Origin of the sequence: Rhodococcus sp. 077-4 (assembly GCF_047782425.1) — a bacterium.
GTDB lineage: Bacteria > Actinomycetota > Actinomycetes > Mycobacteriales > Mycobacteriaceae > Rhodococcoides.
Map to the genome: position 1 here is coordinate 198,617 of NZ_JAJPWC010000001.1, position 22,417 is coordinate 221,033.

Annotated in this window: 23 protein-coding genes and 1 riboswitch; of the genes, 13 read left to right on the top strand and 10 right to left on the bottom strand. The window is 63.6% G+C overall.

Going from position 1 to position 22,417, the window contains the following annotated elements:
* Nucleotides 1-139 precede the first annotated feature (139 nt).
* From ACNEOT_RS00955 to ACNEOT_RS00965, 3 genes are all read left to right on the top strand, one after another.
* Complete coding sequence (locus ACNEOT_RS00955; RefSeq protein ID WP_415971395.1) at nt 140-1,321, top strand: alkane 1-monooxygenase; 1,182 nt, start codon at nt 140-142, stop codon at nt 1,319-1,321.
* Between the two features lie 102 nt (nt 1,322-1,423).
* The gene (locus ACNEOT_RS00960) at nt 1,424-1,744 is read left to right on the top strand and encodes a nucleotide pyrophosphohydrolase (protein ID WP_415971397.1); all 321 of its coding nucleotides are present in this window, start codon (nt 1,424-1,426) and stop codon (nt 1,742-1,744) included.
* A 79-nt stretch (nt 1,745-1,823) separates the two neighbouring features.
* Nucleotides 1,824-3,500, top strand: coding sequence for a DNA/RNA helicase domain-containing protein (locus tag ACNEOT_RS00965; RefSeq protein ID WP_415971399.1), 1,677 nt, complete (start codon nt 1,824-1,826; stop codon nt 3,498-3,500).
* Between the two features lie 43 nt (nt 3,501-3,543).
* Here ACNEOT_RS00965 and ACNEOT_RS00970 read toward each other — a convergent pair whose 3' ends face one another.
* Nucleotides 3,544-4,746: an AAA family ATPase gene (locus tag ACNEOT_RS00970; protein WP_415971401.1), complete on the bottom strand. Its 1,203-nt coding sequence runs from the start codon at nt 4,744-4,746 to the stop codon at nt 3,544-3,546.
* A 229-nt stretch (nt 4,747-4,975) separates the two neighbouring features.
* On the opposite strand from ACNEOT_RS00970, the gene ACNEOT_RS00975 reads away from it, so the two are divergent.
* Nucleotides 4,976-5,452 carry a 2-isopropylmalate synthase gene (locus ACNEOT_RS00975; protein WP_415971403.1) on the top strand — a complete coding sequence of 159 codons (477 nt, stop codon included), beginning with the start codon at nt 4,976-4,978 and terminating at the stop codon, nt 5,450-5,452.
* Nucleotides 5,453-5,590: 138 nt separating this feature from the next.
* On the opposite strand, the gene ACNEOT_RS00980 is transcribed toward ACNEOT_RS00975, so the two are convergent.
* Nucleotides 5,591-6,106, bottom strand: coding sequence for a hypothetical protein (locus tag ACNEOT_RS00980; RefSeq protein ID WP_415971404.1), 516 nt, complete (start codon nt 6,104-6,106; stop codon nt 5,591-5,593).
* A gap of 147 nt (nt 6,107-6,253) precedes the next feature.
* On the opposite strand from ACNEOT_RS00980, the gene ACNEOT_RS00985 reads away from it, so the two are divergent.
* Genes ACNEOT_RS00985 through ACNEOT_RS00995 form a run of 3 tightly spaced genes read left to right on the top strand, consistent with a single transcriptional unit; the run spans nt 6,254 to nt 9,192 of the window.
* A complete protein-coding gene (locus ACNEOT_RS00985) occupies nt 6,254-7,153 on the top strand; it encodes a metal-dependent hydrolase (protein WP_415971406.1) in 900 nt (299 codons plus the stop codon).
* A complete protein-coding gene (locus tag ACNEOT_RS00990; RefSeq protein ID WP_415971408.1) occupies nt 7,150-8,256 on the top strand; it encodes a PDR/VanB family oxidoreductase in 1,107 nt (368 codons plus the stop codon). The genes ACNEOT_RS00985 and ACNEOT_RS00990 overlap by 4 nt, the downstream gene beginning before the upstream one ends.
* A gap of 12 nt (nt 8,257-8,268) precedes the next feature.
* Entirely contained in the window at nt 8,269-9,192 is a 924-nt protein-coding gene (locus ACNEOT_RS00995; protein WP_415971409.1) for an alpha/beta fold hydrolase, read from the top strand.
* On the opposite strand, the gene ACNEOT_RS01000 is transcribed toward ACNEOT_RS00995, so the two are convergent.
* On the bottom strand, nt 9,168-10,103 hold the full coding sequence (locus tag ACNEOT_RS01000; RefSeq protein ID WP_415971410.1) for a quinone oxidoreductase family protein: 936 nt from the start codon (nt 10,101-10,103) through the stop codon (nt 9,168-9,170). The genes ACNEOT_RS00995 and ACNEOT_RS01000 overlap by 25 nt on opposite strands.
* 87 nt (nt 10,104-10,190) lie before the next feature.
* Here ACNEOT_RS01000 and ACNEOT_RS01005 point away from each other — a divergent pair, with 87 nt between their 5' ends.
* A complete protein-coding gene (locus ACNEOT_RS01005; protein WP_415971411.1) occupies nt 10,191-10,778 on the top strand; it encodes a TetR/AcrR family transcriptional regulator in 588 nt (195 codons plus the stop codon).
* Here the strand turns inward: ACNEOT_RS01005 and ACNEOT_RS01010 are convergent.
* Complete coding sequence (locus ACNEOT_RS01010) at nt 10,772-12,040, bottom strand: LLM class flavin-dependent oxidoreductase (RefSeq protein ID WP_415971412.1); 1,269 nt, start codon at nt 12,038-12,040, stop codon at nt 10,772-10,774. The two genes, ACNEOT_RS01005 and ACNEOT_RS01010, sit on opposite strands and share 7 nt — an antisense overlap.
* Nucleotide 12,041: 1 nt before the next feature.
* Nucleotides 12,042-12,803, bottom strand: a complete 762-nt coding sequence (locus ACNEOT_RS01015; protein ID WP_415971413.1) for a 3-oxoacyl-ACP reductase — start codon at nt 12,801-12,803, stop codon at nt 12,042-12,044.
* Nucleotides 12,804-12,852: 49 nt separating this feature from the next.
* Nucleotides 12,853-12,945, bottom strand: a riboswitch (TPP riboswitch).
* A gap of 106 nt (nt 12,946-13,051) precedes the next feature.
* Between ACNEOT_RS01015 and ACNEOT_RS01020 the strand changes: the two genes are divergently transcribed.
* Nucleotides 13,052-13,366 carry a hypothetical protein gene (locus ACNEOT_RS01020; protein ID WP_415971414.1) on the top strand — a complete coding sequence of 105 codons (315 nt, stop codon included), beginning with the start codon at nt 13,052-13,054 and terminating at the stop codon, nt 13,364-13,366.
* Here the strand turns inward: ACNEOT_RS01020 and ACNEOT_RS01025 are convergent.
* From ACNEOT_RS01025 to ACNEOT_RS01035, 3 genes are read right to left on the bottom strand one after another with little or no spacing between them, the layout of a single operon-like run.
* Nucleotides 13,356-14,651: an alpha-amylase family glycosyl hydrolase gene (locus ACNEOT_RS01025; protein ID WP_415971415.1), complete on the bottom strand. Its 1,296-nt coding sequence runs from the start codon at nt 14,649-14,651 to the stop codon at nt 13,356-13,358. The two genes, ACNEOT_RS01020 and ACNEOT_RS01025, sit on opposite strands and share 11 nt — an antisense overlap.
* A complete protein-coding gene (locus tag ACNEOT_RS01030) occupies nt 14,651-15,829 on the bottom strand; it encodes a lactate 2-monooxygenase (protein WP_415971416.1) in 1,179 nt (392 codons plus the stop codon). Before ACNEOT_RS01030 ends, ACNEOT_RS01025 begins: the two co-directional genes overlap by 1 nt.
* 9 nt (nt 15,830-15,838) lie before the next feature.
* Entirely contained in the window at nt 15,839-16,552 is a 714-nt protein-coding gene (locus ACNEOT_RS01035; RefSeq protein ID WP_415971417.1) for a type 1 glutamine amidotransferase, read from the bottom strand.
* A 48-nt stretch (nt 16,553-16,600) separates the two neighbouring features.
* Between ACNEOT_RS01035 and ACNEOT_RS01040 the strand changes: the two genes are divergently transcribed.
* Together ACNEOT_RS01040 and ACNEOT_RS01045 are read left to right on the top strand one after the other, a co-directional pair.
* Nucleotides 16,601-18,550: a helicase-related protein gene (locus ACNEOT_RS01040; protein ID WP_415971418.1), complete on the top strand. Its 1,950-nt coding sequence runs from the start codon at nt 16,601-16,603 to the stop codon at nt 18,548-18,550.
* Nucleotides 18,551-18,643: 93 nt separating this feature from the next.
* Nucleotides 18,644-18,799 (top strand): DUF6131 family protein, encoded by a 156-nt coding sequence (locus ACNEOT_RS01045; RefSeq protein WP_094611554.1) that lies wholly within the window; start codon nt 18,644-18,646, stop codon nt 18,797-18,799.
* A 253-nt stretch (nt 18,800-19,052) separates the two neighbouring features.
* Here the strand turns inward: ACNEOT_RS01045 and ACNEOT_RS01050 are convergent, their stop codons facing one another.
* Complete coding sequence (locus ACNEOT_RS01050; RefSeq protein ID WP_415971419.1) at nt 19,053-19,214, bottom strand: hypothetical protein; 162 nt, start codon at nt 19,212-19,214, stop codon at nt 19,053-19,055.
* Here ACNEOT_RS01050 and ACNEOT_RS01055 point away from each other — a divergent pair.
* Complete coding sequence (locus ACNEOT_RS01055) at nt 19,213-19,971, top strand: GTP pyrophosphokinase (protein ID WP_415971420.1); 759 nt, start codon at nt 19,213-19,215, stop codon at nt 19,969-19,971. The genes ACNEOT_RS01050 and ACNEOT_RS01055 overlap by 2 nt on opposite strands.
* Before the next feature lie 67 nt (nt 19,972-20,038).
* Here the strand turns inward: ACNEOT_RS01055 and ACNEOT_RS01060 are convergent, their stop codons facing one another.
* Nucleotides 20,039-21,658 (bottom strand): MFS transporter, encoded by a 1,620-nt coding sequence (locus tag ACNEOT_RS01060; protein WP_415971421.1) that lies wholly within the window; start codon nt 21,656-21,658, stop codon nt 20,039-20,041.
* Nucleotides 21,659-21,739: 81 nt separating this feature from the next.
* On the opposite strand from ACNEOT_RS01060, the gene ACNEOT_RS01065 reads away from it, so the two are divergent.
* Nucleotides 21,740-22,306, top strand: a complete 567-nt coding sequence (locus ACNEOT_RS01065) for a TetR family transcriptional regulator (protein ID WP_415971423.1) — start codon at nt 21,740-21,742, stop codon at nt 22,304-22,306.
* Nucleotides 22,307-22,417 lie beyond the last annotated feature (111 nt).

The window sequence follows — 22,417 nt, forward strand, 5'->3', positions numbered from 1 at the left end:
CCGTTCGACGGCCCATCGACGAACCCACAAAATTTGCTTGGGTAACTATCCTGGTGGAGCGGGCGATGTAATTGTGACACCCCACTAACCACTTGCCTCGCGCCCGAGGCACAGCCCGACCAGGAGCGAAGAATCCCGAATGCGTGATGAGTCCGCCACGAGTACGTCGCCGCGGTGGCGCGACCCGAAGCGCTACTTGTGGCCGCTCGGGCTGATCATTCCTCTGAGCCCGTTCCTGGCCTGGGGCCTGGTCTCTCTCCTCGGTCCAGGGGCGTTCTGGACTCTCGGATTGATGATCATGGGTATCGCGCTCCCGTTGGTGGACAAGTTTGCAGGCATCGACCGCAGCAATCCACCCGACGAGGCAATCGCGGCACTCGAGAATGACAAGTACTACCGGTGGTGCGTGTACCTGTTCCTCCCGCTGCAGTACGCGGGTCTGGTGGCCGCATGCTATCTGTGGGCGCACGGTCCACTCGGTACCCCGGAGAGAATCGGCCTTGCCATCACCATCGGTGTGGTGGGCGGAGTCGGAATCAACGCCGCTCACGAACTGGGACACAAGCGCGAGAACGTCGAGCGGTGGCTGTCGAAAGTCACTCTCGCACAAACCCTGTACGGCCACTTCTACGTCGAACACAACCACGGTCACCACATTCGCGTCGCCACTCCGGAAGACCCGGCGTCGGCGAGATTCGGTGAGACTTTCTGGAAGTTTCTGCCGCGCACGATGATTCACGGTCTACGCTCGGCCTGGGAGCTCGAGTCCCGACGCCTCGCACGGCAGGGCATATCTCGTTGGACACATCGGAACCACCTGTTCAACGCCGCCGCCATGAGCATCCTGCTGTTCGGGGCACTCGTTGCGGTGTTCGGTTGGATCGTTCTGCCGTACCTACTGATCCAGGCGGGCATCGCCATCGTTCTCTACGAGGCAGCGAACTATCTCGAGCACTACGGCCTGTTGCGCACGAAGCGCCCCAGCGGTCGCTACGCCAAGCCCTCGCATCGAGACAGCTGGAACAGCGACCACCTGTGGAGCAATCTGTTCCTGTACCACCTGCAACGCCACAGCGATCATCATGCGAATCCGGTGCGCCGCTATCAGGCACTGCGCACCGTCGACGAGTCCCCACAGCTACCGGCCGGATACGCCGTGATGATCTTCTGCGCGCTCGTTCCGCCGCTGTGGCGCAAGGTGATGGATCAGCGACTGATCGATTTCTACGACGGTGATCCGAGCCGCGTCAACGTCGACCGCTCCGACCCCAAGGCTGTGCGCAAGCTCGAGCAACTGTGCACCGAGCGAGCCCAGGCCTGAGTTCCCGCGCCCTGATAGGCCGTCAGCCGAGGGACTGCGGCTCCTAGCCGCAATGACAGGCTGAGATCGCACTCGATCACGGGGCAGTGCTACCTTGACGTGATGGTTGAGCGGACTACACGTGAGCAAATCGCCGCGTTCGTCGCAGAACGCAATTGGTCCCAATTTCATAGCCCCGAGAACCTCGCCAAGAGCATCGCAATCGAAGCCGGCGAACTTCTCGAGTGCTTTCAGTGGAGCGCCGAAGCAGATGAGTCCGATGTTCGCGGTGAGCTCGCTGACGTCTTGACTTATTGCCTGATTTTGGCCGATAAACTCGGCCTGGACCCAGATCAGATCGTCCAGAACAAGCTGGCCATCAGTCGTGAAAAGTACCCGGTTGACAAGGCCTTCGGTCGCAGCGAGAAGTATGACGCCCTTTGAGATCCAGCGCATAGACTTCACCGCAGCGTCGATAGTCGACTGGACGCCACCGAACCCCCGGTACACAAACTGGCCAGTCGTGTACGTCATAGACGGTGACGCGCTCCCAGGTCGAGGTGAACTGCTCCGCAATGTGTACGTCGGTGAAACCTTGAATGCCGCCAGCAGGATGAGGCAACACCTGGAAAATTCCGAGAAGAGACAACTCAGCAGTGTGCGAATTATTCTCGATGACAAGTTCAACAAGTCAGTCTGCCTTGACCTCGAGTCCTACTTGATTCGCCTACTTGCGGGCGATGGAACTTTTCGAGTACTCAATCGAAATAGTGGCGTCGTCGAGTCGGACTACTTCGAGCGTGACTCATACAGAACAAGTTTCAAGGATGTCTTCCAGTCACTTCGCGACGATGGAATGTTCACGCGATCGATCGCCGAGATCGAAAACAGTGACCTGTTCAAGCTGTCGCCATTCAAAGCCCTGACGCACGACCAAGCAGTTGCTGTCGAAGGAATTGTCGAAGGGCTACTTGAAGATCTTGAGCCGCCCAAGACGAACAGCATGAGCGTCGTTGAGGGATCGCCCGGGACCGGCAAGACTGTCGTCGCGATTTATCTGCTGAAATTGCTAATGGATATCGCTTTCTCAAAACCCCAAGACATAGTGGACAGCAACTCGATATTCTCGGAGTTCTTCGTCAAAGAAAATCGAGAACTACTCCGTCGCATCAAAATTGGCCTTGTTGTACCGCAGCAATCTCTGCGTACGTCGATTCAACGCGTATTCAAGAAGACCCCCGGCCTGCGACCCGACATGGTGCTGACGCCGTTTGATGTAGGGAAAGCGGAAGACCACTTCGATGTCTTGATAGTTGACGAAGCACACCGACTGAACCAGCGAGCGAATCAGCCGTCAGGTGGCCAGAACAAGCTGTTCTCGGAGATCAACATCTCGTTGTTCGGGTCCGACGATCTCGTCAAAACCCAACTCGACTGGATCAAGGCCAAAAGCGATCATCAGTTGTTACTCGTCGACGGAGCGCAACGTGTGCGACCTGCAGACCTGCCGCTCGGGAGCCTGAAGGCGCTGACGATCGATGCAGAAAAAAATATGCGGCTCTACAAGCTCATGTCGCAAATGCGAGTCCGCGCGGGGGAAGACTACGTTTCGTACGTACGCAGAATTCTCGGAGCCGAAGCCAACCTCAAGCAGCTACGGCCAGAATCGTTTGCTGACTACGACTTTCAACTCTTCGATAGCTTTTCCACTATGCGCGAGGAGATTCACAGGCGCGATGCAGAGGTAGGGCTTGCTCGCCTCGTTGCCGGCTACGCGTGGAAGTGGAAGTCCAAGAGCGACAAGGCGGCTTGGGATATCGAACTGGATGGAGAGCAGTTGCGTTGGAACGGGAAGCCGGTCGATTGGATTGCGTCTCCCGGTTCCCTGGCCGAGGTCGGCTCTATCCACACTGTCCAGGGTTACGACCTCAACTATGCAGGAGTCATTGTCGGCGCAGACCTGCGATACGAACAGGGCAGGGGACTATTCATCGATCGCGACTCGTACTTTGACTCGAAGGGCAAGGAAAACAACGCCAAACTCGGCATCAAGTACAGCGACAATGATCTTCTGCAATTCATCACGAACATCTACGCAGTACTGCTGACACGCGGAATGCTAGGCACCTACGTCTATGTTGTGGATTCGGGTCTACGCGAATATTTGGGTCGCTTCGTACCACCGCACAGCCACGCATAGTCTGGATCGATTGGGCCACATGGTGCGTAATGTCGGTCCCAGTTCAGACCGCTGCGGGTTCGTCGGTCTGCGCGCGCAGGTAGCGGCCGAAGTGAGGCACCGTGAAGGCGATCGTTCCGCGCTCCGCCGAATAGATCAGCCCCTTCTTGATGAGGCCGTCCCGCGCCGGAGACAGTGACGCCGGCTTGCGTTTGAGCTCCGTCGCCACGGCCGAGGTCGGCACCGAACCGTCGTCCACGGACAGCTCGGCCATCGCGCGCATGTACTCGCGCTCGGCCGGCGTCGCGCGCTCGTAGCGGGAACCGAAGAATCCGACGGCGAGTTCTTCCTCTGCCGTCGGGGCGGCGACTCGCACGTCCTCGACGGTGATCGGGGTGTCGGCTGCGAGATCCCAGGTGGCCTTGCCGTACGCCTGCACGAAGTACGGGTAGCCGTCGGCGGCCGCGTACAGCGCGTCGAGCGCCTCGGGGGTGAACTCGACATCCTCGCGATCGGCCGGGGCGATCAGGGCCAGGTCTGCCGCAGCTCGTTCGAGCCGACCGATTCGGTGGTAGCTGAACAGGCGCTCGGAGTAGCTCTTGGACGCCGACAGCACGGCGGGTAGGTGCGGCAAGCCGGCCCCGACGATGATCAGCGGCGCGGTGTCCTGGCTCAGTTCGTGACAGGCCGCGCACAGTGCGGAGATGTCGGCAGGTCCCAGGTCCTGCATCTCGTCGATGAAGATGGCGATGCCCACGCCCACGTCACCCGCCAGCGCGGAGGCGTCGAGCAGCAGTTCCACCAGGTCGATCTCGATGTCACCGGAATCGGCGCGGCCGGTCTTCGCGGGAACGTCGATGCCGGGTTGCCACCGCTCCCGCATGCCCTTGTCGGCAGTCGAGCGCAGGGCGAAGGCCTTGAGAACGCCGAGGAACTCGTCGACGCGTTCGGGGTCGCGATGCGAGGCCGCAATTCCGCGGACCGCCATGTGCAGCGCCGACGACAGGGGTCGACGCAATTCCTGGTCGGGGCGGGCCTCGATCTTCCCGGTTCCCCACCCACGGGCGATCGCTGCGGATCGGAGGTGGTTGAGGAGCACCGTCTTGCCGACGCCCCGCAGCCCGGTGAGAACGACGCTGCGTTCCGGCCGGCCGCGGGTGATGCGTTCGAGCACGACGTCGAACGCGTCGAGCTGCTTCTTTCGACCTGCGAGCTCGGGTGGGCGCTGGCCGGCGCCGGGAGCGTAAGGGTTACGCACGGGGTCCATGGGGCCAAAGTTACAGCGATTCGTGCGATATATGCGGACATCTAGTTCGTGTCCTAGAGATCTGTATTCACTCGATACTTGCGCCGGCGTCCAGGTCGCGGCTAGGTTGCTCGTTGTGAAGCGCATTCTCGTAGTACGCCGCCGTAGCGGGGTCTGATTCGGACCGACCCCTCGCTGCGGGTCTTCGTACTGCCTCGGTCCTCCCTTCACATTCGGAAGACCACTCCTGATGAATGCACTTGCTTCCACTTTCGCCACCGATCCATTTCACGGCCGTTTCGGCTGCACTCTCCCGCGCACGATGCGCGACGAGACCCCCGACTCCACGTGGCACCACATGACGTGGACGGCCTTCACCGAGCGCTTCTCACCGACCACCGGGCCACTACGGCTCGGGTCGTGGACCGGGACGAAGACCAACGGAGGAAGGATCGAATTCGATGCCACCTTCGGTATCGGTGACACGATCATCGCTTGCGCCGCAACAACATACGGGCCGATCGAGGCGTTGACGTCGATGCTCTACGACGCCGGATTCCGCATCGAGATCCTCTCGTTCCACCAGCAGATCATCGGCGACGAGACCGCCACCTTCATCCTGGGTGAGCACGATGGTCGCCGCGAATGGTCGATGGCCATCGAGCCCGACGCCACCCTGTCGGCCGTGCGAGCCGTCATCGGCGGGGCGAACATTCTGCATCGGTAGCGGGATCGACGTCGAGTTCGCAGTTGTGCTGCTCACAACGCCCATATCGTCTGCACAACTGCGAACTCGACGCTGGGGACCCGCCGGTAGCACTTTCTTCGCCTCTCTAGCGCTGACGCAAGAGAGGCGAAGATCTCGCTAGGGCATCTCCACTGTTTGTGCGCGGTGGATTTCCGCCAACGCACTGCGCAGGTAGGTTTCGGCGCGGCCCCGACGGACCGCAAGTAGGTCTGCCACCACCAGCAACGCATGCGCCGGCCGTGGCTTCGAGCGAGATTGCTCCTCCACATCGGCAACGCCCAACGCTCCGGTGAGCACCTCGACGAACCCGGCGATGTCCAGATTCGGCAGCCAATCTGCGCCTCGCACGGTTCGGCCGAGCACCTCCTGGACGTTCTCGCCGGTCAATCCATCGCTATGTACCTCTTCGAGCAACGTGCGTACCATTTCGGCATGCACGTGACCGGCCTGCGCCGCGTCCGAGCGGCCCAGCAGTTCGACGGCGTCGTCGAACGCGATCGGATTCCGCGCCGCAACTGCGGCGAGGGCAGCGTTCGTGGCATCGGCGATCCGCCGTATCTCGGCGGGCCATTCGGCAGGCCAGGCGACGGGGACGCTGCTCGGGGGAACAGCCGCTGGGGAGGGGTCGGTCATCGTAGAAGTCTCTCATTGCTCCACTGTCGTTCCGCAGGCTTCACTCCCGGCGACGCCGACGCAGTTCCTTTTACATGTAACTGATGTTTATACTAAAGCGCGCACTGTGGCATCGGCCACACAGCGGATGTTGAGGAGGTGGACTCGATGAACGAACGGAACACCGTCGCGTCGGATCCCGGTGAAGTGATGCTGCAGGCCAGGAACGTGAAGTTCGACTGGACCGACCTGCCGATGCATTGGGTGCCAGGCGATCCGTACACCACGCACGTCCTGAACGTGCTGCATCTGCTGCTGCCCGCCGGTGAGCACTGGTTCGTCGACACGTTCAAAGAAGCACTGCCCTACATCGACGACGAGAAGCTCCGCGACGACGTCATCGGCTTCATCGGCCAGGAGGCCGTCCACGCCGAGGCGCACACCGGCGTACTGGTGCACCTCGAGGCCAAGGGCCTCGACCCCAAGCCCTTCACCGACCAGATGGAATGGGCCTTCGGCAAGGTGCTCGGATCCGATTCCGTGACGAGCCTGCGATCCAAGAACAACCTGGTCGAGCGCCTGGCTCTGATCGCTGCCATCGAGCACGTGACCGCGTTCCTCGGCGACTGGGTACTCAACGCCGACGGTCTCGATCGTGCAGGCATCCACCCCACCATGCTCGATCTGCTGCGCTGGCACGGTGCCGAAGAGGTCGAGCACCGCTCGGTCGCGTACGACACGCTCCGATACTTCGACAAGCGCGAGGTACGTCGGCTGCGCACCTTCGTAGTTGTCGTGCCCCTGATGGCGTACATCTGGATGCGCGGGATCATCTTCCTGATGAAGAACGACCCGGAGCTGGCGACCGCACCGAAGTCCGTACGCAAGCCTCGCTCGGCGCTGTGGAGGAAGTCCGTGAAACGCGGCACCCTTCCCGCACTGTCGCACGTCGCTCGCAGCATGTCGCGGTACCTCAAGAAGTCGTACCACCCGAGCCAGGAAGGCTCTACCGCCCAGGCTGTCCGGTACCTCGCGTCCTCGCCTGCCGCGCAGGCTGCGGCACGGTGAAACTCACCTCACGACGCGTCCCGCGGTTCCTCCCCAAGGATGCGCCGCCGGATCTGCGCGGACGCGGGCGACCCGACCGCTCGATGCAGGTGCTCGGCACGTTCCTCAACGGGTACATGCATGCCGCTGCCAGTGCGGAGTACAACGATGCCGTCGCAGGCCACAATCCCGATTCCGCAATGAAATTGGTCGTCACCGAGCGCGAGATCATCGCCGAGGACGACAACGTCGCTGCCCTCACCCTGGCGTCGCCGACGGGGGATCAGCTGCCCATCTGGCATCCCGGTTGCCATCTGGATCTGCACCTACCCTCGGGGCGTCGTCGGCAGTATTCACTGTGCGGCAACCCGTCCGATCGCAGTTCCTATCGCATCGCGGTGCGCCGAATCCCCGACGGCGCAGGCGGTTCCATCGAGATGCACGGGCTGGAGCCGGGCACCGAGGTGACCGTCCGCGGTCCCCGCAACGGTTTCCCTTTCGTCGGCGAGGGCAGTGCGCTGTTCATCGCAGGTGGCATCGGCATCACCCCCATCATCGCGATGGTTCGGGCCGCACGGATTATCGGCATGGACTGGCACTTCGTGTATTGCGGTCGATCCCGCGAGACGATGCCATTCCTGGACGAGATCGAGAGCTGGGAATCCGACCGCGTGTTCATCCGCACCGACGACGTGCACGGCTACCCCGCCGAGGGTGAGCTGCTCGCGCGCGCGAGCGCGGGAGGTGCCGTCTATTGCTGCGGCCCCACCCCCATGCTCGACGCCGTCCGCCGTGACTTTCGCCAGTGCCGCGCTACCGCATTGCATTTCGAGCGCTTCGGACCGCCGCCCATTCTCGACGGCACACCGTTCGAGGTGCAGCTGATCAGCACCGGTGCCGTGCTCGACGTCGCCGCCGACGCATCCGTGCTCACTGCGGTCAGGACCCAGAAGCCCAACGTCGCGTACTCGTGCCAGCAGGGGTTCTGTGGCACCTGCAAGGTTCGGGTGCTGTCCGGTGAGCCCGAGCACCTCGAGACCCGGCTGACTCCCGAGGAGCAGCGCGATCACATGCTCATCTGCGTCTCCCGTGCACGCAGCGCACGTCTCGTCCTCGATCTATAGAACGGAAAACTGTTGAGCAGCAAAGCGGTTCGTACGACGGTCGTCAACGAGGGAATCCGGTTGGCGGTATTCGAGAGCGGCAACCCCGACGGCGACCCCATCGTCCTCGTCCACGGGTGGCCGGATACCCACGAGCTGTGGAGCCACATCGTGCCGCAGCTGGAGGACCACTTTCGGGTGATCAGCTACGACTCCCGCGGTGCCGGCGAGAGCTCGATTCCCGCCGAGCAGTCGGCGTACAAGCTGGCGCGGTTGGCCTCGGACTTCTACGCGGTCGCCGACGCCGTCAGCCCCGACGCTCCGGTCCATGTGCTCGCCCACGACTGGGGCGCAGTCGAGGTGTGGGAGGCCGCCGCGCAACCGCAGGCGAAGGATCGAATCCGTTCCTACACTTCGATTTCGGGACCCAACCTCGACCATCTCGGCAAGTGGTCTCAGTCGCGCCTACGTCGCCCGACCCTGGCAGGCATCAAACAGGTGCTCGCCCAGACGCGGGCCTCGTGGTACACCGTCACCTTCCACATCCCGGGCTTGTCGACCCTGCGGATCAAGCGACAGTTCGCCAAGGGCTGGCCGGCATTCCTCCAGGAATTCTCGGGAGTGGACCCGAAGCTCGTCACCCAGAACCCCACGCTGTGGTCGGACGCAACCAACGGCACAAATCTGTACCGGGCCAACATCATTCCGCTGCTGACCAATCCGCGGGATCGGTACATCGACATCCCGGTGCACCTCATCGTCAACACTGAGGACGTCGCGGTGCGCCCGTACCACTACGACGACACCGGCAAGTGGGTGAAGGACCTGACGCGCAACGACATTCCAGCCGGACATTGGTCGCCGATCTCACATGCCGATGACATCGCCCGATTGACAAGAGAATTCATCGACTCGCTGGACGCGAGGCACACTCAGGGAACCAGTACCAGCTTGTGACGGGTGCGCGGGGCTCGCTCCCACGCATCCGCCACCTCGGCCAGCGGTACGGTCTCGTACTGCACGGCGATCTCGCCGGCTGCAGCCCATTCGGTCAGCGTGCGATACGACTGCTGCACTGCGCCGGGCCCGTAGTGGATCGGCATGAAGCCCTGAACGCTTGCGCCGAGCGATCGCATCAATTGCGCCGGCACGGTCATTTCCGCTCCGGCCCGATCACCGATCTGCACCAGGCGAACGAGCCGATTTCCGGCCTGCAGCGCCGCCAGAGCCACTGTGCCCCATGTGTAGTCGATGATGACGTCCGCGCCGGAGGAGGCCTGTCGGATCGCGTCGCGCAACTCGTCGACGCTTCTGTCACCGATGGCGACCGTCGCCGTGGCACCGAGCTCGCGAGTGGATTCGAGCGCGGCCTCGTCGCGCCCGACGACGGTGACCGATCCCGCGCCGAGTAGGCGGGCAGCCTGAACGGCGAGGCGACCGACCACTCCAGTCCCACCGAGGATCACGACGTTCTCTCCGGCGACGAGTCTGCCGCCGTGCGTGAGAGGCATCAGCGCGGCAAGTCCGGCATTGCCGAGGGTTGCCGCCGCCGCGAAGTCCAGTCCATCGGGTAGTTCGATGAGCAAGCCCGTCGGCACCAGCGCCTGCTCGGCCATCGAACCGTACGGCGAGACGGGTAGGGAGAAATAGACGCGGCGGCCATCCGCAGCCGTACCTGCGCCTTCGATACCGCTCACTGTCGGCAAGTTCTTGGGGCTGAGGTAATGCGCTCCCGATGCGATGGCGATATCGACGGCATTGAGCGTCGCGGCCGCAACGTCGATCACCTCCAGACCTTCGGCCGGGACCGGGCTCTCGTGGTCGGTGTACCTCGGCACCCCGAATTCGGACAGAACTGCTGCTCGCATGGCCACTCCTTCGACGAATACATATTCACTGAATCGTTATTCAGTGTGTATCGTGACAGTACAGGTGTCAACAGGGAAGGAGCGTCGATGCCCAACGCGACGCGGGCCCAGCAGGCCGAGCAGACCCGAATCGAGCTGGAGAACGCAGCGCGCGTCGTCTTCGCCCGTTCCGGCTACCTCAACACCAAGATCGTCGACATCACGCGACAAGCGGGCCGTGCGGCTGGCTCGTTCTACAACCACTACGCAGGCAAGGACGAACTGCTCTTGGCGCTCGCCGAGCAGATCGGGGAGGACGCTGACGTCATTGTCGCCACACAGGATCCGACGGCTCGCGAACGCCCCACGATGCGTCCTCACGTGGAGGTGTTCTGGCAGTTGCTCACTCGGCATCGAGTGGTGATCGACGCCCTCCGCGACGCCGCGCTGGTGAGTCCCGATTTCGCGGAGCGAGTACAACGATTCACGCAGGTTCAATTCGAGCCGTGGGTCTCCCGACTCACCGCCTTCGAGAAGGCGGGGGTCGAGCTACCTGCATCCCCTGCCACCACCGCGATGCTGATAGGCGGTGCGGCGGAGAACTTCGCCCGGCTGTGGCAGGGCCCTTCCGACGATGGCCTCGACGCTCTGGTTGCATTCGTCGATCGGGGAGTCTTCGGGCCGGCCACTCAGTGAGCCAGGTGCCCGCGGAGCGTCGACTCGGTGTAGTCTGTGCGAAAGATGCTGCGCTGCTGCAGGATCGGGACCACGTGGTCCACGAAGTCCGCGAGAGAATCGGGGTAACGCGGACACATCAGGTTGAAGCCGTCGGCACCGCGCCCGATCCACGACTGCATCTCGTCGGCGATGGACTCCGGTGTTCCGATCATGGTGGCGTGCCCGCCGCCCGCAGAGAGGGTACCGAGCAGCGCCCGCACAGTGGGTTCGTCCTTCTCCACGATGCGCAGGATCGTCTCGTATCGGCCCTGCGGTCCGGTGAACTCCGCCGCCGGGGGTAAAGGCGGCACCGGAGCGTCGAGTTCCCAAGCGGCGCAGTCCTGCCCGGTGAAGGTAGACAGCATGGCCAGCGACTGCTCGGTGGGCAGCAGTGCATCGAGCTCGGACTTCTTTCGGCGGGCTTCCTCCATGGTCGAGCCGACGTAGGTCACCAGGCCTGGCATGATGCCCACCGCGGCGCTCTCGCGACCAGCATGATCGATTCTGGATTTCACGTCCTCGTAATAGCGCTGCGCTGCAACGAGATCGTAGGCAACCGCGTAGATCGCCTCCGCGTACTTCGCCGCGAGATCACGACCCGGACCCGACGCCCCGGCCTGAAACAGAACGGGCCTGCCCTGCGGTGACCGCGGTACCGTCAACGGCCCGTCCACGCGAAAGTGTGTGCCGTCGTGGTCGATCGAATGCACCTTCGCCGGGTCTGCGTAGTTGCCGCCGCGATCGAGTGTCAACGCGTCGGCGTCCCACGAATCCCACAGTGCCAGAGCCGTATCGACGAACTCCTCGGCACGCGCATAACGCTCGTCACGAGCCGGGATGGAGTCCATCCCGTGATTGCGTGCTTCGGCGTCGAACATGGAGGTGACGACGTTCCAGCCGGCCCGGCCACCACTGATGTGATCGAGGGACGCCAGCATGCGGGCGGCGTGGAACGGGGTGTAGAACGTCGACGACACCGTGGTGACCAGACCTATGTGCGTCGTGGCCCTGGCCATGGCCGACAACGCTGTGATCGGCTCGAGGAACCAGTTGCCTGCCCCGGCGGGGTCGCGTACCGAGTGTCCGTCGGCGAAGAACACCGCATCGAACTTCCCTCGTTCGGCTAGTTGCGCGAGTTCCTCGTAGTACGAGATGTTGCCCAGGTCCTCGACGCGTGAATCGGGATGACGCCACGCCGCGCTGTGGTGGCCGCAACCGTAGAGAAAAGCGTTGAGGTGCATGTCAGTCCTTGACCAGGCCGCCGTCGACGACGAGGTTCTGGCCGGTCACCGACCGTGCCCACGGAGAGGCGAAGAACAACAGCGCGTCGGCGAATTCCTCGGGGGTGGTGACGCGTTGCAGCGGGGTCGAGGCTGCGATGAAGTCGAACACCTCGGGCGGGGTCGCGGCACTGGCATCGGTGGTGCGCAGCAGTCCGCCCGAGACCATGTTGACGGTGATGTTGTCTGCGCCCAGGTCGGCGGAGAGGGTGCGTGTCAACGAGAGCAGTGCGGCCTTGGACGCCGTGTAATCGTGGTACGGCACCACCGGATTCTGGAACAAGTTGGTGCCCACGTTGATGATGCGACCGAATCCTGCCTCGCGCATTCCCGGCAAGGCCGCCTGGGTGGTGAGCAACGCTGCTCGGACGCTGCCGCGCAGCTGTGCGTCGAACCGATCCCAGGTGATGGTGTCTGCTTTGGGCCGCGCATCTCCGTCGAACGAGAAGTCCGCCAGCGCGTTGTTGACGACGGTGGTGATCGGGGTGCCGAAATGTGTTCGTGCGGTGTCGAACAGCCCGGCTACGTCACCCTCGTCGGTCACGTCGCCCTGCACCGCAATCGCGTTGTCACCGAGCCTGGCGGCCAGCGCCTCCGCAGCATCACGGCTGTTGCGGTAGTCGATCACCACGCGTGCGCCTTGACCGGAGAAGGCAGCGGCGATCGCTGCTCCCAGTCCGCGTCCTCCGCCGGTGACCAACACTGTCTGCTCGTCGAATCTCATACGCCTCGCCTCTCGTTCGAGGTCGGGACCGTCGCGAGGGACAGGAAATACCGAAACGTCACGACATTCCCTTCGCTGGTCCTAACCAGAGCAGGTTCGACGGGTGTGTTCTCAGCCCTGTCGGGCACCCCGTGTCGCGGTCGACTGTACCGATCACTTCCGAGACCGGGGTTGCATTGCCGTCGCTACCGCTCTCTAGGGCGAGCGGTAGATTCCCGAATACGATCATGACGAGTTACTGTGCCGAGATGACCGAACGCGTCTACCTGGAGTATCGCTTCGACGAGAACGTCATCTTCGTTCTCGACCACCGCATCGTCGAGGTCTTCGACGCTGCGGTGACCGTTGCCTCCGGCGGTCGATGCCGCTGGCACGTAGACCATCTCGGAGTCGACGCGAAGCCCAAGCGAGGCGGCACCAAGGTCGTCGTGGGTCTACGTACACCCGATGGCGGTATTCACTACAACGGCGACCGAGTGAACCTCACCGTGACCGACGAGCAGCTACCTCACCTGATGGCATTCTTCGACCGCGCGAAGGCAGCCCGAGCTCTCAGCCGATGACGGCCCAGCCGTGCGACGGAACGCTCAGCCGCCCGCCGTTCAGGTATGCCTCACCGGCCAATACTTCGCTGCCCTCGACCGGATAGTCGATGGCATCGTCGCCGAGGTTGAGCGCGACCGTCAACGAGTTGCCGTCCGCGTGTGCGCGGTAGAGCAGCGCGGTGTTGGTGAGCTCGAGAGTCTCGGTGCGCGCGGAATACAACCACGGGTTGCGACGCCGTAACCCGATCAGCTCCTGGTGAATTCGGAAAACCGGCCAGCCGTACGGCGCGAGGTCGTCGGAGGTGTCGGGGTACTCGGGCCGCACCTCGTCGTCGCCGCCGACGCGATCCTCTTTGACGCCGCGGAAAGCCTGCTCGTCGCCGTAGTAGATCATCGGCATACCGCCCACGGTGAACAGAACCACCAACGCGTGCACCAGATGTCGCTCGTCCTCGATGACGCTGGCGATGCGATTGACGTCATGATTACCGACGAAGGTGGCGGGCACGAACGCGTCGAGCCAGCCGTTGTGCCGCTCGAGCGCGTGGGAGAGCTCGAAGAAATTCTGCTCGCTCAGACCACTCCAGATTGCCTTCCACAGTTCGTACTGGGTCACCGAGTCCAGTGTGGAGGCCGAGACGATTCGGTCGTAGTCGCCGTGAATGACCTCGCCCAGAAAGTATGCGTCCGGGTGCTTTTCGCGAACCTTCGGCAGCACTGCCGACCAGAAGCGTGGCGACACCGCATAGGCCGCGTCGAGCCTCCAGGCGTCGACGCCTCGTTCGAGCCAATGCGAGAGCACATCCACGACGTACTGCTGCACATGCGCACTCTCGTGGTCGAGCGCGACGAGTTCGTCATGCCCTTCGAAGTTGCGGTGTGTCGGCTTCTCGCCGGAGAAGTCGAGGTGGAACCATCCTGCGGCCTCGGAGTTCGGGCCTTCGTCCAGGGCCTGCCGGAACTTCGGAAAGCTCTGTGCCACATGGTTGAAGACACCGTCGAACATGATCTTCAGGCCGCGGGAGTGCGCGGCGGCGATCAGCGCATCGATGTCCTCGTCGGTGCCGAGCCTGCCGTCGACGTGGAAGTAGTCGACCGTGTCGTAGCCGTGCTTCTCGGACTCGAAGATCGGCCCGAGGGCGATGCCCGAGGCCCCGAGCTCGAGTGCGTAGTCGAGCCATTTCTCGATTCTGTTCAGCCGATGCAGATCCGCTTGGGATTCGCCGTCCCATCCGTGCACCGGCGCACCGGTGAATCCGAGCGGATACAGGTGCCACCAGATGGCGTGCTTCGTCCACTCCATCAGGACTCCATGATCGAGTCGCGGCCGAGCTCGCCCGCACCGGTATGGCCGGACAGGCTGGTCACCAAATCGAATTCCGCCAGCAGACAACGTAATACGTGCGACACGCCTTCTTGCCCGCCGAGCGCGAGACCGTACAGGAACGGCCGGCCGAGCAACACCGCATCCGCTCCGAGGGCCAGGGCCTTGGCCATGTCGGCTCCGGTCCGCACACCCGAGTCGAAGAGAACGGTCAGTTGGTCGCCCACTGCGTCGACGATGGACGGCAATGCGTCGAGTGAGGCTCTGGCCCCGTCGATTTGGCGTCCGCCGTGGTTGGAGACGACGATACCGTCCACCCCGTGCGCGGCAGCTTCTCGGGCGTCACCCACGGTGCAGATTCCCTTGAGCACGATCGGGCCACTCCAGTGCTCACGCAGAAACGCCAGGTTCTTCCACGACAGACCCGGGTTGGGGAACATCTGCGCCCAATGCATCGCTGCGGCAACAGGATTGTCCTCGACCGACTGCGCCAGGCCGGCTTGGAACGCCGGATCGGTCAGGTAGTTCTCGATTCCGAGGTTGGCGAGGAACGGAAGGTAGCCGCGGTCCAGATCGGCCGGCCGCCAACCCAGCATCGTCGTGTCGAGGGTCAGCACCAGCGTGGAGAATCCGGAATCCTTCGCGCGCTGCAGAAAGCTCAGCAACACCGACTCGTCCGTCGGCCAGTACAGCTGGTACCAGCGCGGAGCGTCGCCGCCCGCCTCGGCGATCTGCTCGAACGAATGCGAGGCCTGCGTCGAATGGATGTACGGCACACCGAGTTCCGCGGCGGCGCGGACGGTGGCGAGCTCCCCGTCGGGGTGCGCGAGCGTCTGAATACCGACGGGAGCGATCATCAGCGGAGCGGGCATGTCGGTGCCGAGCACGGTGCACGCGTGATCGCGGGCAGCCGAGCTGCGCAGCATCCGCGGCGTGATGGCCCACCTGTCGAAGGCCGCCCGGTTCGCACGAGCCGTCGAGCCACTGCCCGCACTGGCGACGATGTAGCCCAGCGCCTCGGGCGAGAGCTTCTCGGCAGCCTGATCCTCCAGCCGCGCCAGGTTGGTGGTGATCGGCGGTGTCTGCTGGGCGAACATCCCGGCGGCGTAGATGCCGAGTTGGTGATCGCTGAAGTTGCTGGGCCTGGCCTCGGTCATCGTTCGACCCTACCGGGGCACCGCCGAGGATCGGGCCAGAAAGCCGTCCAGCAGAGCCGAGCAACGCACCCGAGCTGCAGGTTCGGCGTCGGCGATGGCGCGTCTGATCTCGTCGATGTCCGCCGCATGTTCGACGCCGTCGCGGTCCCACGCCGCTGCCCACGCGTCGTAGGTATCGAGGTCGATTTCGGGGTGGAACTGCAGCCCGAGGTGCGGCCCGAGAACGAACGCCTGCTGCGCCGACTCGTTTCGGGCGATCACCGTGGCCTGCGAGGGAGCGGTGAAAGTGTCGCCGTGGAACTCCATCCACGGTCCAGGGGGGATGAGGTCGGGATCGGAGGTGTCGACGTCGACGAAGCCGTACTCGGGACGTTCGGATCTACGCACCGACCCGCCGAGCACGCGTGCGAGCAGTTGGCCACCGAAACACACTCCCAGAATGGGGACCTGCGCGTCGATCGCCTCCTGCACGTACGCGATTTCCGGCGCGAGCCACGTCAGCGTGTCGTCGTACGCGGCGTCGGGCGAACCCATGATCACCAACAACCGCGCGTCGGGCAGCGGTGGCGGCGCGACGTCGGGGCTGTGATCGAAGGAGTGCACGTCCAACTGGAAACCCCTGGTGCGCAATTCGGCGTCGAGGGTACCGATGTCGCGTCGCGCGAGGTTCGGATCCTGATCGTGGACGAGCACTACGGCGCGCGGGTGATTCGGGTATGTCACAGGGCTCCTTTACGGTGTTCGTGCACACCGTACGACAGACTGGATCCGATGCCACCTCGTAGACGCACAGCCCGATCCACCACTGCCCGCACCGTCAAGGCCGGGCAGAGCAGCGCTGCCCGAAAGTTCGCGGCCGCGAAGAACGGTGAGCCGGCGCCGAAGAAGGCTGCGGCGAAGAAAGCGGCCCCTCGTAAGCGGGCAGCTCCGCGCAAGACGTCCCCACGCAAGGCTGCTGCTCCGGATCTGCGGGTTCCCGATCCCGGCGAGCGCGTCTGGGTGCTGGACGTGCCGTTCGAGGATCGATCTGCGGCGGGCGCGGCCGGGGCGCGCTGGTACCCGGGTCCTCGGGTGTTCGCGTACTACGGCACCGAGTTGCCCGAGTATCTGCGTCCCTACGAGTCGATGCCCTACAGCCTGCAGCGGTGGCTCGAGGACGACGCCAACGAGAACTGGCGGGACGAGGAGGTCCGGGAACGGGCGATGCAGCCTCGCGAGACGCAGCTCGAATCCGTTCGACGCCATCTCGCCGCCCTCGACGCCGGGTTTCCGTATTTCGCGCAGATGGATTCGACCGGTCTGGGCAAGACGTTGGCGGTGTGCGAGGCCGTCCGGCAGATGTCGGCGGCCGAGATCGGCACGGTACTGGTGGTCGCGCCCAAGGGTGCGTTGCCGGGTTGGCGTCGCACCATCGCAGACAGCGAGGCGGACATCGAGCCGTCCGAGCGTAAGCGCTGGCTGTTGATCACCTACCAGTCGACGAAGAAGCTGCTGTCGGTTCCGCCCGAGACCGATCTGGGCAAACGCAAACGGACACAGAACAAGCGGACCATCTCGCTCGGAGAACTCCGGTTCGACATCGACGTGGTGATCGCCGACGAATCGCATGCGCTGATGAACATCGAATCGCAGCAGTCGCAGATCCTGTGGCGGTACCAGGAGGCGGCCCGCTCGGTGGTGTGGATGTCTGCGACCCCCGGCTATCAGCCGCTGCACTTCGCGTACATGGCGCGGGCCGTGGAGCGTAGCCGCGGGGTCGAGATCCTCGGTGACGACGAGTATCTCGGCTATGCGGTGACGATGAAGTGGGCCGAGTTCCTCATCGAGTCCGGTTTCGCTGTGAAAGCAGGCAAGGCGACGACCGGTCTGACGACGTGGCGTTGGGAGCCTGAGGACGCGGCCCGACGCGCCCGCGATATCGCGTCCGTGCACGGTTGGCTGTCGGGAGGCGCTGTGCCGTGGTCGATTTCGCGTCCGTCACCGCCGACTCCGCGCGAGCCGCTGGGTCAGGAACTCACCGCGGCACAGAAGCGGCTGTACAACTCGGCGTGGGTGGACTACCGCAAGGAAGTCGGGCTGCCGATCTGGAAGGCCGTCGGCGGTAAGCGCGTGTTGCAGAAGAACCCGAGCACCCGCGCCGCCACTCTGCGGTTCCGCCAAAAATGTTCGTACTTGCGCATTCCCGCGTCGGCCGATCAGGTGCGGACGTGGGTCAAGGCCGGCAATCAGGTGTTCGTCTCGATGTTCTACCGCGAGTCGGTCGCTGCGCTGGCGCAGACGCTACGAGACGAGGGTCTCGACGTCGCCGTGGTCGACGGAAGTATGAGCAGCCCCGATCAGGAGGCGTCGATCAGGCGTTTTCAGACCGGCGACGCGTCGGTCATCGTCTCGACCACCACCAGCGCGATCAACCTGCACACCAACGAGTTACTGCTGCCGGAAGGGACGGTATCGACCCTCGCACCACGGGTGACGCTGATCCACGATCCTCGATGGACCCCCATCGACATTCGTCAGATCGAGGGTCGTGCCAACCGAATCGACAAGGACCACAACCACACGACGTCGACCTGTTACTACGGCTACGCCGAGGGCACCGTCGAGGAGGAGATGGTGCTCACCGGCATCGAACGGATTGCCGATCTGGGCTCCATCGTCGGGCAATCGGACCTGATCGACCCAGAGGCATTCCTCGCCGCAAAGGTCGATGCCGAGAAATAGCGACAATCGTGATCAATCCTCCACCTGACGGGGGTACGTTCGGTCGTATCGGCATCCGCCGGTAACGGGCTCACCCCAGCACCAGGAGTGGTCATGATCGTTCTCGGAATCATCCTCGCCCTCATCGGCTATTTCGCCGGCATCTCAATTCTGACGACTATCGGCATCATTCTGGTGGTCGTCGGCGCGGTTCTGACGTTGCTCGGTTCGATGGGTCGCGCAGTCGGTGGCCGCAAGACGTGGTTTTGACATACGAGTTAGAACACATGTTCGATTTCTGCTAGTGTGAACGCGCCCCCGGAGTTGGCGATGCGGCCAGCGGAGCCACTTCGGGCGGTCCAAATCGGACGCGGTGGATTCTCGAAGGCGGTCGCGCGCGATGGCACTCGAACCCGATCCGACTGCGGGATCTCTGTACCGCGTCGGAGATCGGTGGGCCGAGCGGGCCCCGACTCGATGCGGCAACGGTCATCGTCTCGTCGCCGGATCGGTTCTGGTCGGTTCACGAGCGTGTTCGTGCGAGCTCGGGCATCACCGGACGCATCAGTGCCAGTCCTGTGGCGTCGTGAAATTCACTCCTGAGCTCGGCCCAGTGTGCAGCGATGCGAGCTTCGATTCCCGCGCCGCGCGTGCCCGACCCGATGTCGTGGACAATCGTGCTCATGAGCGAGGTCATGAAGAACAGTGAGTCCGTTGTCGACCTGGGTCGGTTGAGACACGATTTCACCCGTTTCATGATGAGTTACAAATTCGGCATCGACGAGCTGATCACCAAGATCAACATCCTGAAGCAGGAATTCACCCACATTCATCGCTACAGCCCCATCGAGCATGTCTCGTCGAGGCTGAAGACTCCCGAGAGCATCATCGACAAGGCGCAGCGCAAGAAGTGCGCGCTGACGCTCGATGCGATCCGCGAGAACATCTTCGACATCGCCGGGGTCCGCATCACGTGCAGTTTCATCTCCGACACGTACCGCATCGCGGACATGCTCAGCAGCCAGACCGACATCCGGGTGGTCGAGGTCAAGGATTACATCGCGAATCCGAAACCCAACGGCTACAAGAGTTTGCATCTGATCGTCGAGATTCCGGTGTTCATGTCCGACCGCGTTCAGCCGGTGCTCGTCGAACTGCAGATCCGCACCATTGCGATGGACTTCTGGGCGAGCTTGGAACACAAGATCTTCTACAAGTATCGCGGGGAGATTCCGGCCACTCTGCTGGCCGAGCTGACCGAGGCCGCCGAGAGCGCCAACAAATTGGACGAAAAGATGGAGAGCCTGCACGACGAGGTGGTGGAACTCAACGGTGACACCGGGAACTCGATCGACCTTGGTGCGATGCCGCCCATGGCCCTGCCGCCCGAATTGCTGCACATGCTGCTCACGGCACAGTCCGAGGCGATCGATCCCGATTGACGCGTTCGAAACGAAGAACCCCGCTGCTCGACGGGTGAGCAGCGGGGTTCTTCAAGTTGGAACAGCGCTATCCGACGTGAATCGGGGTGTCTCCGACGGGCAGGTCGTCCTTCTTCGCGCGGACGAGTCCCAGCACGACGGGGCAGACCAGCGCGACCAGGATCGCGGCTGTTCCGAAGGCCCAGGCGTAGCCCGATACCTCGGCCGCGAACGCGTGGTCGATGGTGGCGAGCACGAAGTTGCGGATCGGTTCCGGCAACGCGGCCAGTACCTCGTCGCTGGGGATTTCCTGGCCGGCGAGAGCCTCGGCGGGAACCCCTGCGGGCGGAGTCGGTGCCGGGTTGTCGGCCAGGTACGAGGACTTGGACGAGGTGTACACCGTGGTGAACACTGCCGCGCCGAGTGCGCCGCCGACCTGCAGCGTGGCGTTGATCAGCGCGGATGCGGCACCCGCGTCGTGATCGGGTACGCCGATGAGTGCCACGTTCTGCATCGGGACCATCAGCAGACCGAGACCGAGGCCGAGCAGCACGACGCCGGGGAGAACGTGCGTCCAGTACGAGGTGTCGACGCCGATCTGCGTCAGCAGCAGCAGACCGACCGCGGAGACGACGGGGCCGACGGCCATCAGCGGCTTGGGCCCGATCTTCGGTACGAGCGCCGACGCGATCGCTGCGGTGATCAGGATGCCGCCGGTCATCGGCAGTGACGCGACACCCGCGATCACCGGGCTCATCTCGAGCACGATCTGGAAGTAGAAGGTGAGGTACAACGTGCCGCCGAGCAGTGCGGCACCGATGACTGCCGAGCCGATGTATGCGGCACCGCGGTCGCGGTCGAGCAGCACGCTCATCGGAAGCAGTGGGTTCTCGGACTTCGTTTCGACCACTACGAACGCGGCGAGTAACGCGAGACCGAGGGCGATGAAGGAGATGGTGGGTACCGTCGCCCAACCGTCTTCGGCTTCGGTGAAGCCGTAGACCAGCGATGCCAGTCCGAGTGCGACGAGGATTGCGCCGGGCAGGTCGTAGCGGGTGTCTCCGTGCGCCTTGCTTTCCTTGACCAGCGGGACAGCGGCCGCAATAGCGACGATGGCCACCGGGATGTTGACGAGCAGGCACCAGCGCCAGTTGGCGTACTCGGTGAGTACTCCGCCGAGGAGCAGGCCGACGGCTGCGCCGCCGCCGGCGATCGCTCCGAACACACCGAACGCCTTGGCGCGTTCCTTGGTGTCGGTGAAGGTGACCGTCAGGATGGCCAGTGCGGCCGGTGCCAGCAGTGCGGCGAAAACGCCCTGCCCGGCGCGTGCGATGAACAGCTGCCAACCCTCTTGGGCGAGTCCACCGATGGCGGAGGCAACGGCGAAGCCGGCCATTCCGACGATGAACGATCGCTTGCGTCCCCAGTAGTCCGCGATGCGGCCGCCCAGCAGCAGGAGGGCACCGAACGCCAGTGCGTAGGCGGTGATCACCCAGGTGCGGCTGGTGTCGCTGATACCGAGATCGATCTGGGCCTGCGGCAGCGCGATGTTGACGATGGTGCCGTCCAGCACGATCGTGAGCTGCGTGATGGCGACGATGCAGAGCACCAACCATCGACGCTCGTAGTTCGGATTCGGATCCGACGCTTCGCGTTCGGAGACCTGCGACATGTTTCTACCCCACTCGTACTCGTTGATTCTGGGCACGAAAAATGTCCCGAGCGAAAAGGTAGGCCAACTGACGCCAAGTGTCAAACGAACTGGTTGGTTGGGGGTATGGTGACCGCCATGAAACCTGACGCCAGCGCGACCCGCGCCCGCATCGTCGTCGCCGCCCGTGACGAGTTCTCGGTGCACGGACTGGCCGGGGCTCGGGTCGATCGCATCGCGGTCGCGGCCAAGGCCAGCAAGGAACGCCTGTACGCGTACTTCGGCGACAAGGAAGCACTGTTCCGAGCCGTCGTCGAGGACGGATTCGCACGCTTCATCGAAGAGGTGCCCTTCGCAGTCGACGACCTCGGCGGATACGCCGCGCGCGAATACCTGCATCTCGCCGCGAACCCGGAGGAACACCGCCTACTGCTGTGGACCCAACTTCAGGGCGGGATGGCGACCTCGGGCACCGATGACATCCACTCGGTCATCGCACAGCGACGCAACGCCATGGCCGCAGCGCAGCGAGACGGACTGATCTCCGACGCCTTCACCGTCGACGACCTGATCACCATGATGTTCGGTATCACCTCGGCCTGGATGACCGCACCCAGCCTGGATTGTGAGCCTGCGGGCGGCGCGGAAATTGCGCGTAGGGCGTCGAAAATCGAAGCGGCTGTGCGACGCCTCTGCGCTCCGTAGCGTTGTCTATCGATATCTAGCGCTGGGGTAAGAGTGGTGAATAGTGGGGTAGCGGGCCGGTTTCAGCGCAAACGCGCGCGCGTTTGCCAGACGCGCGCGGAGTAGACACCG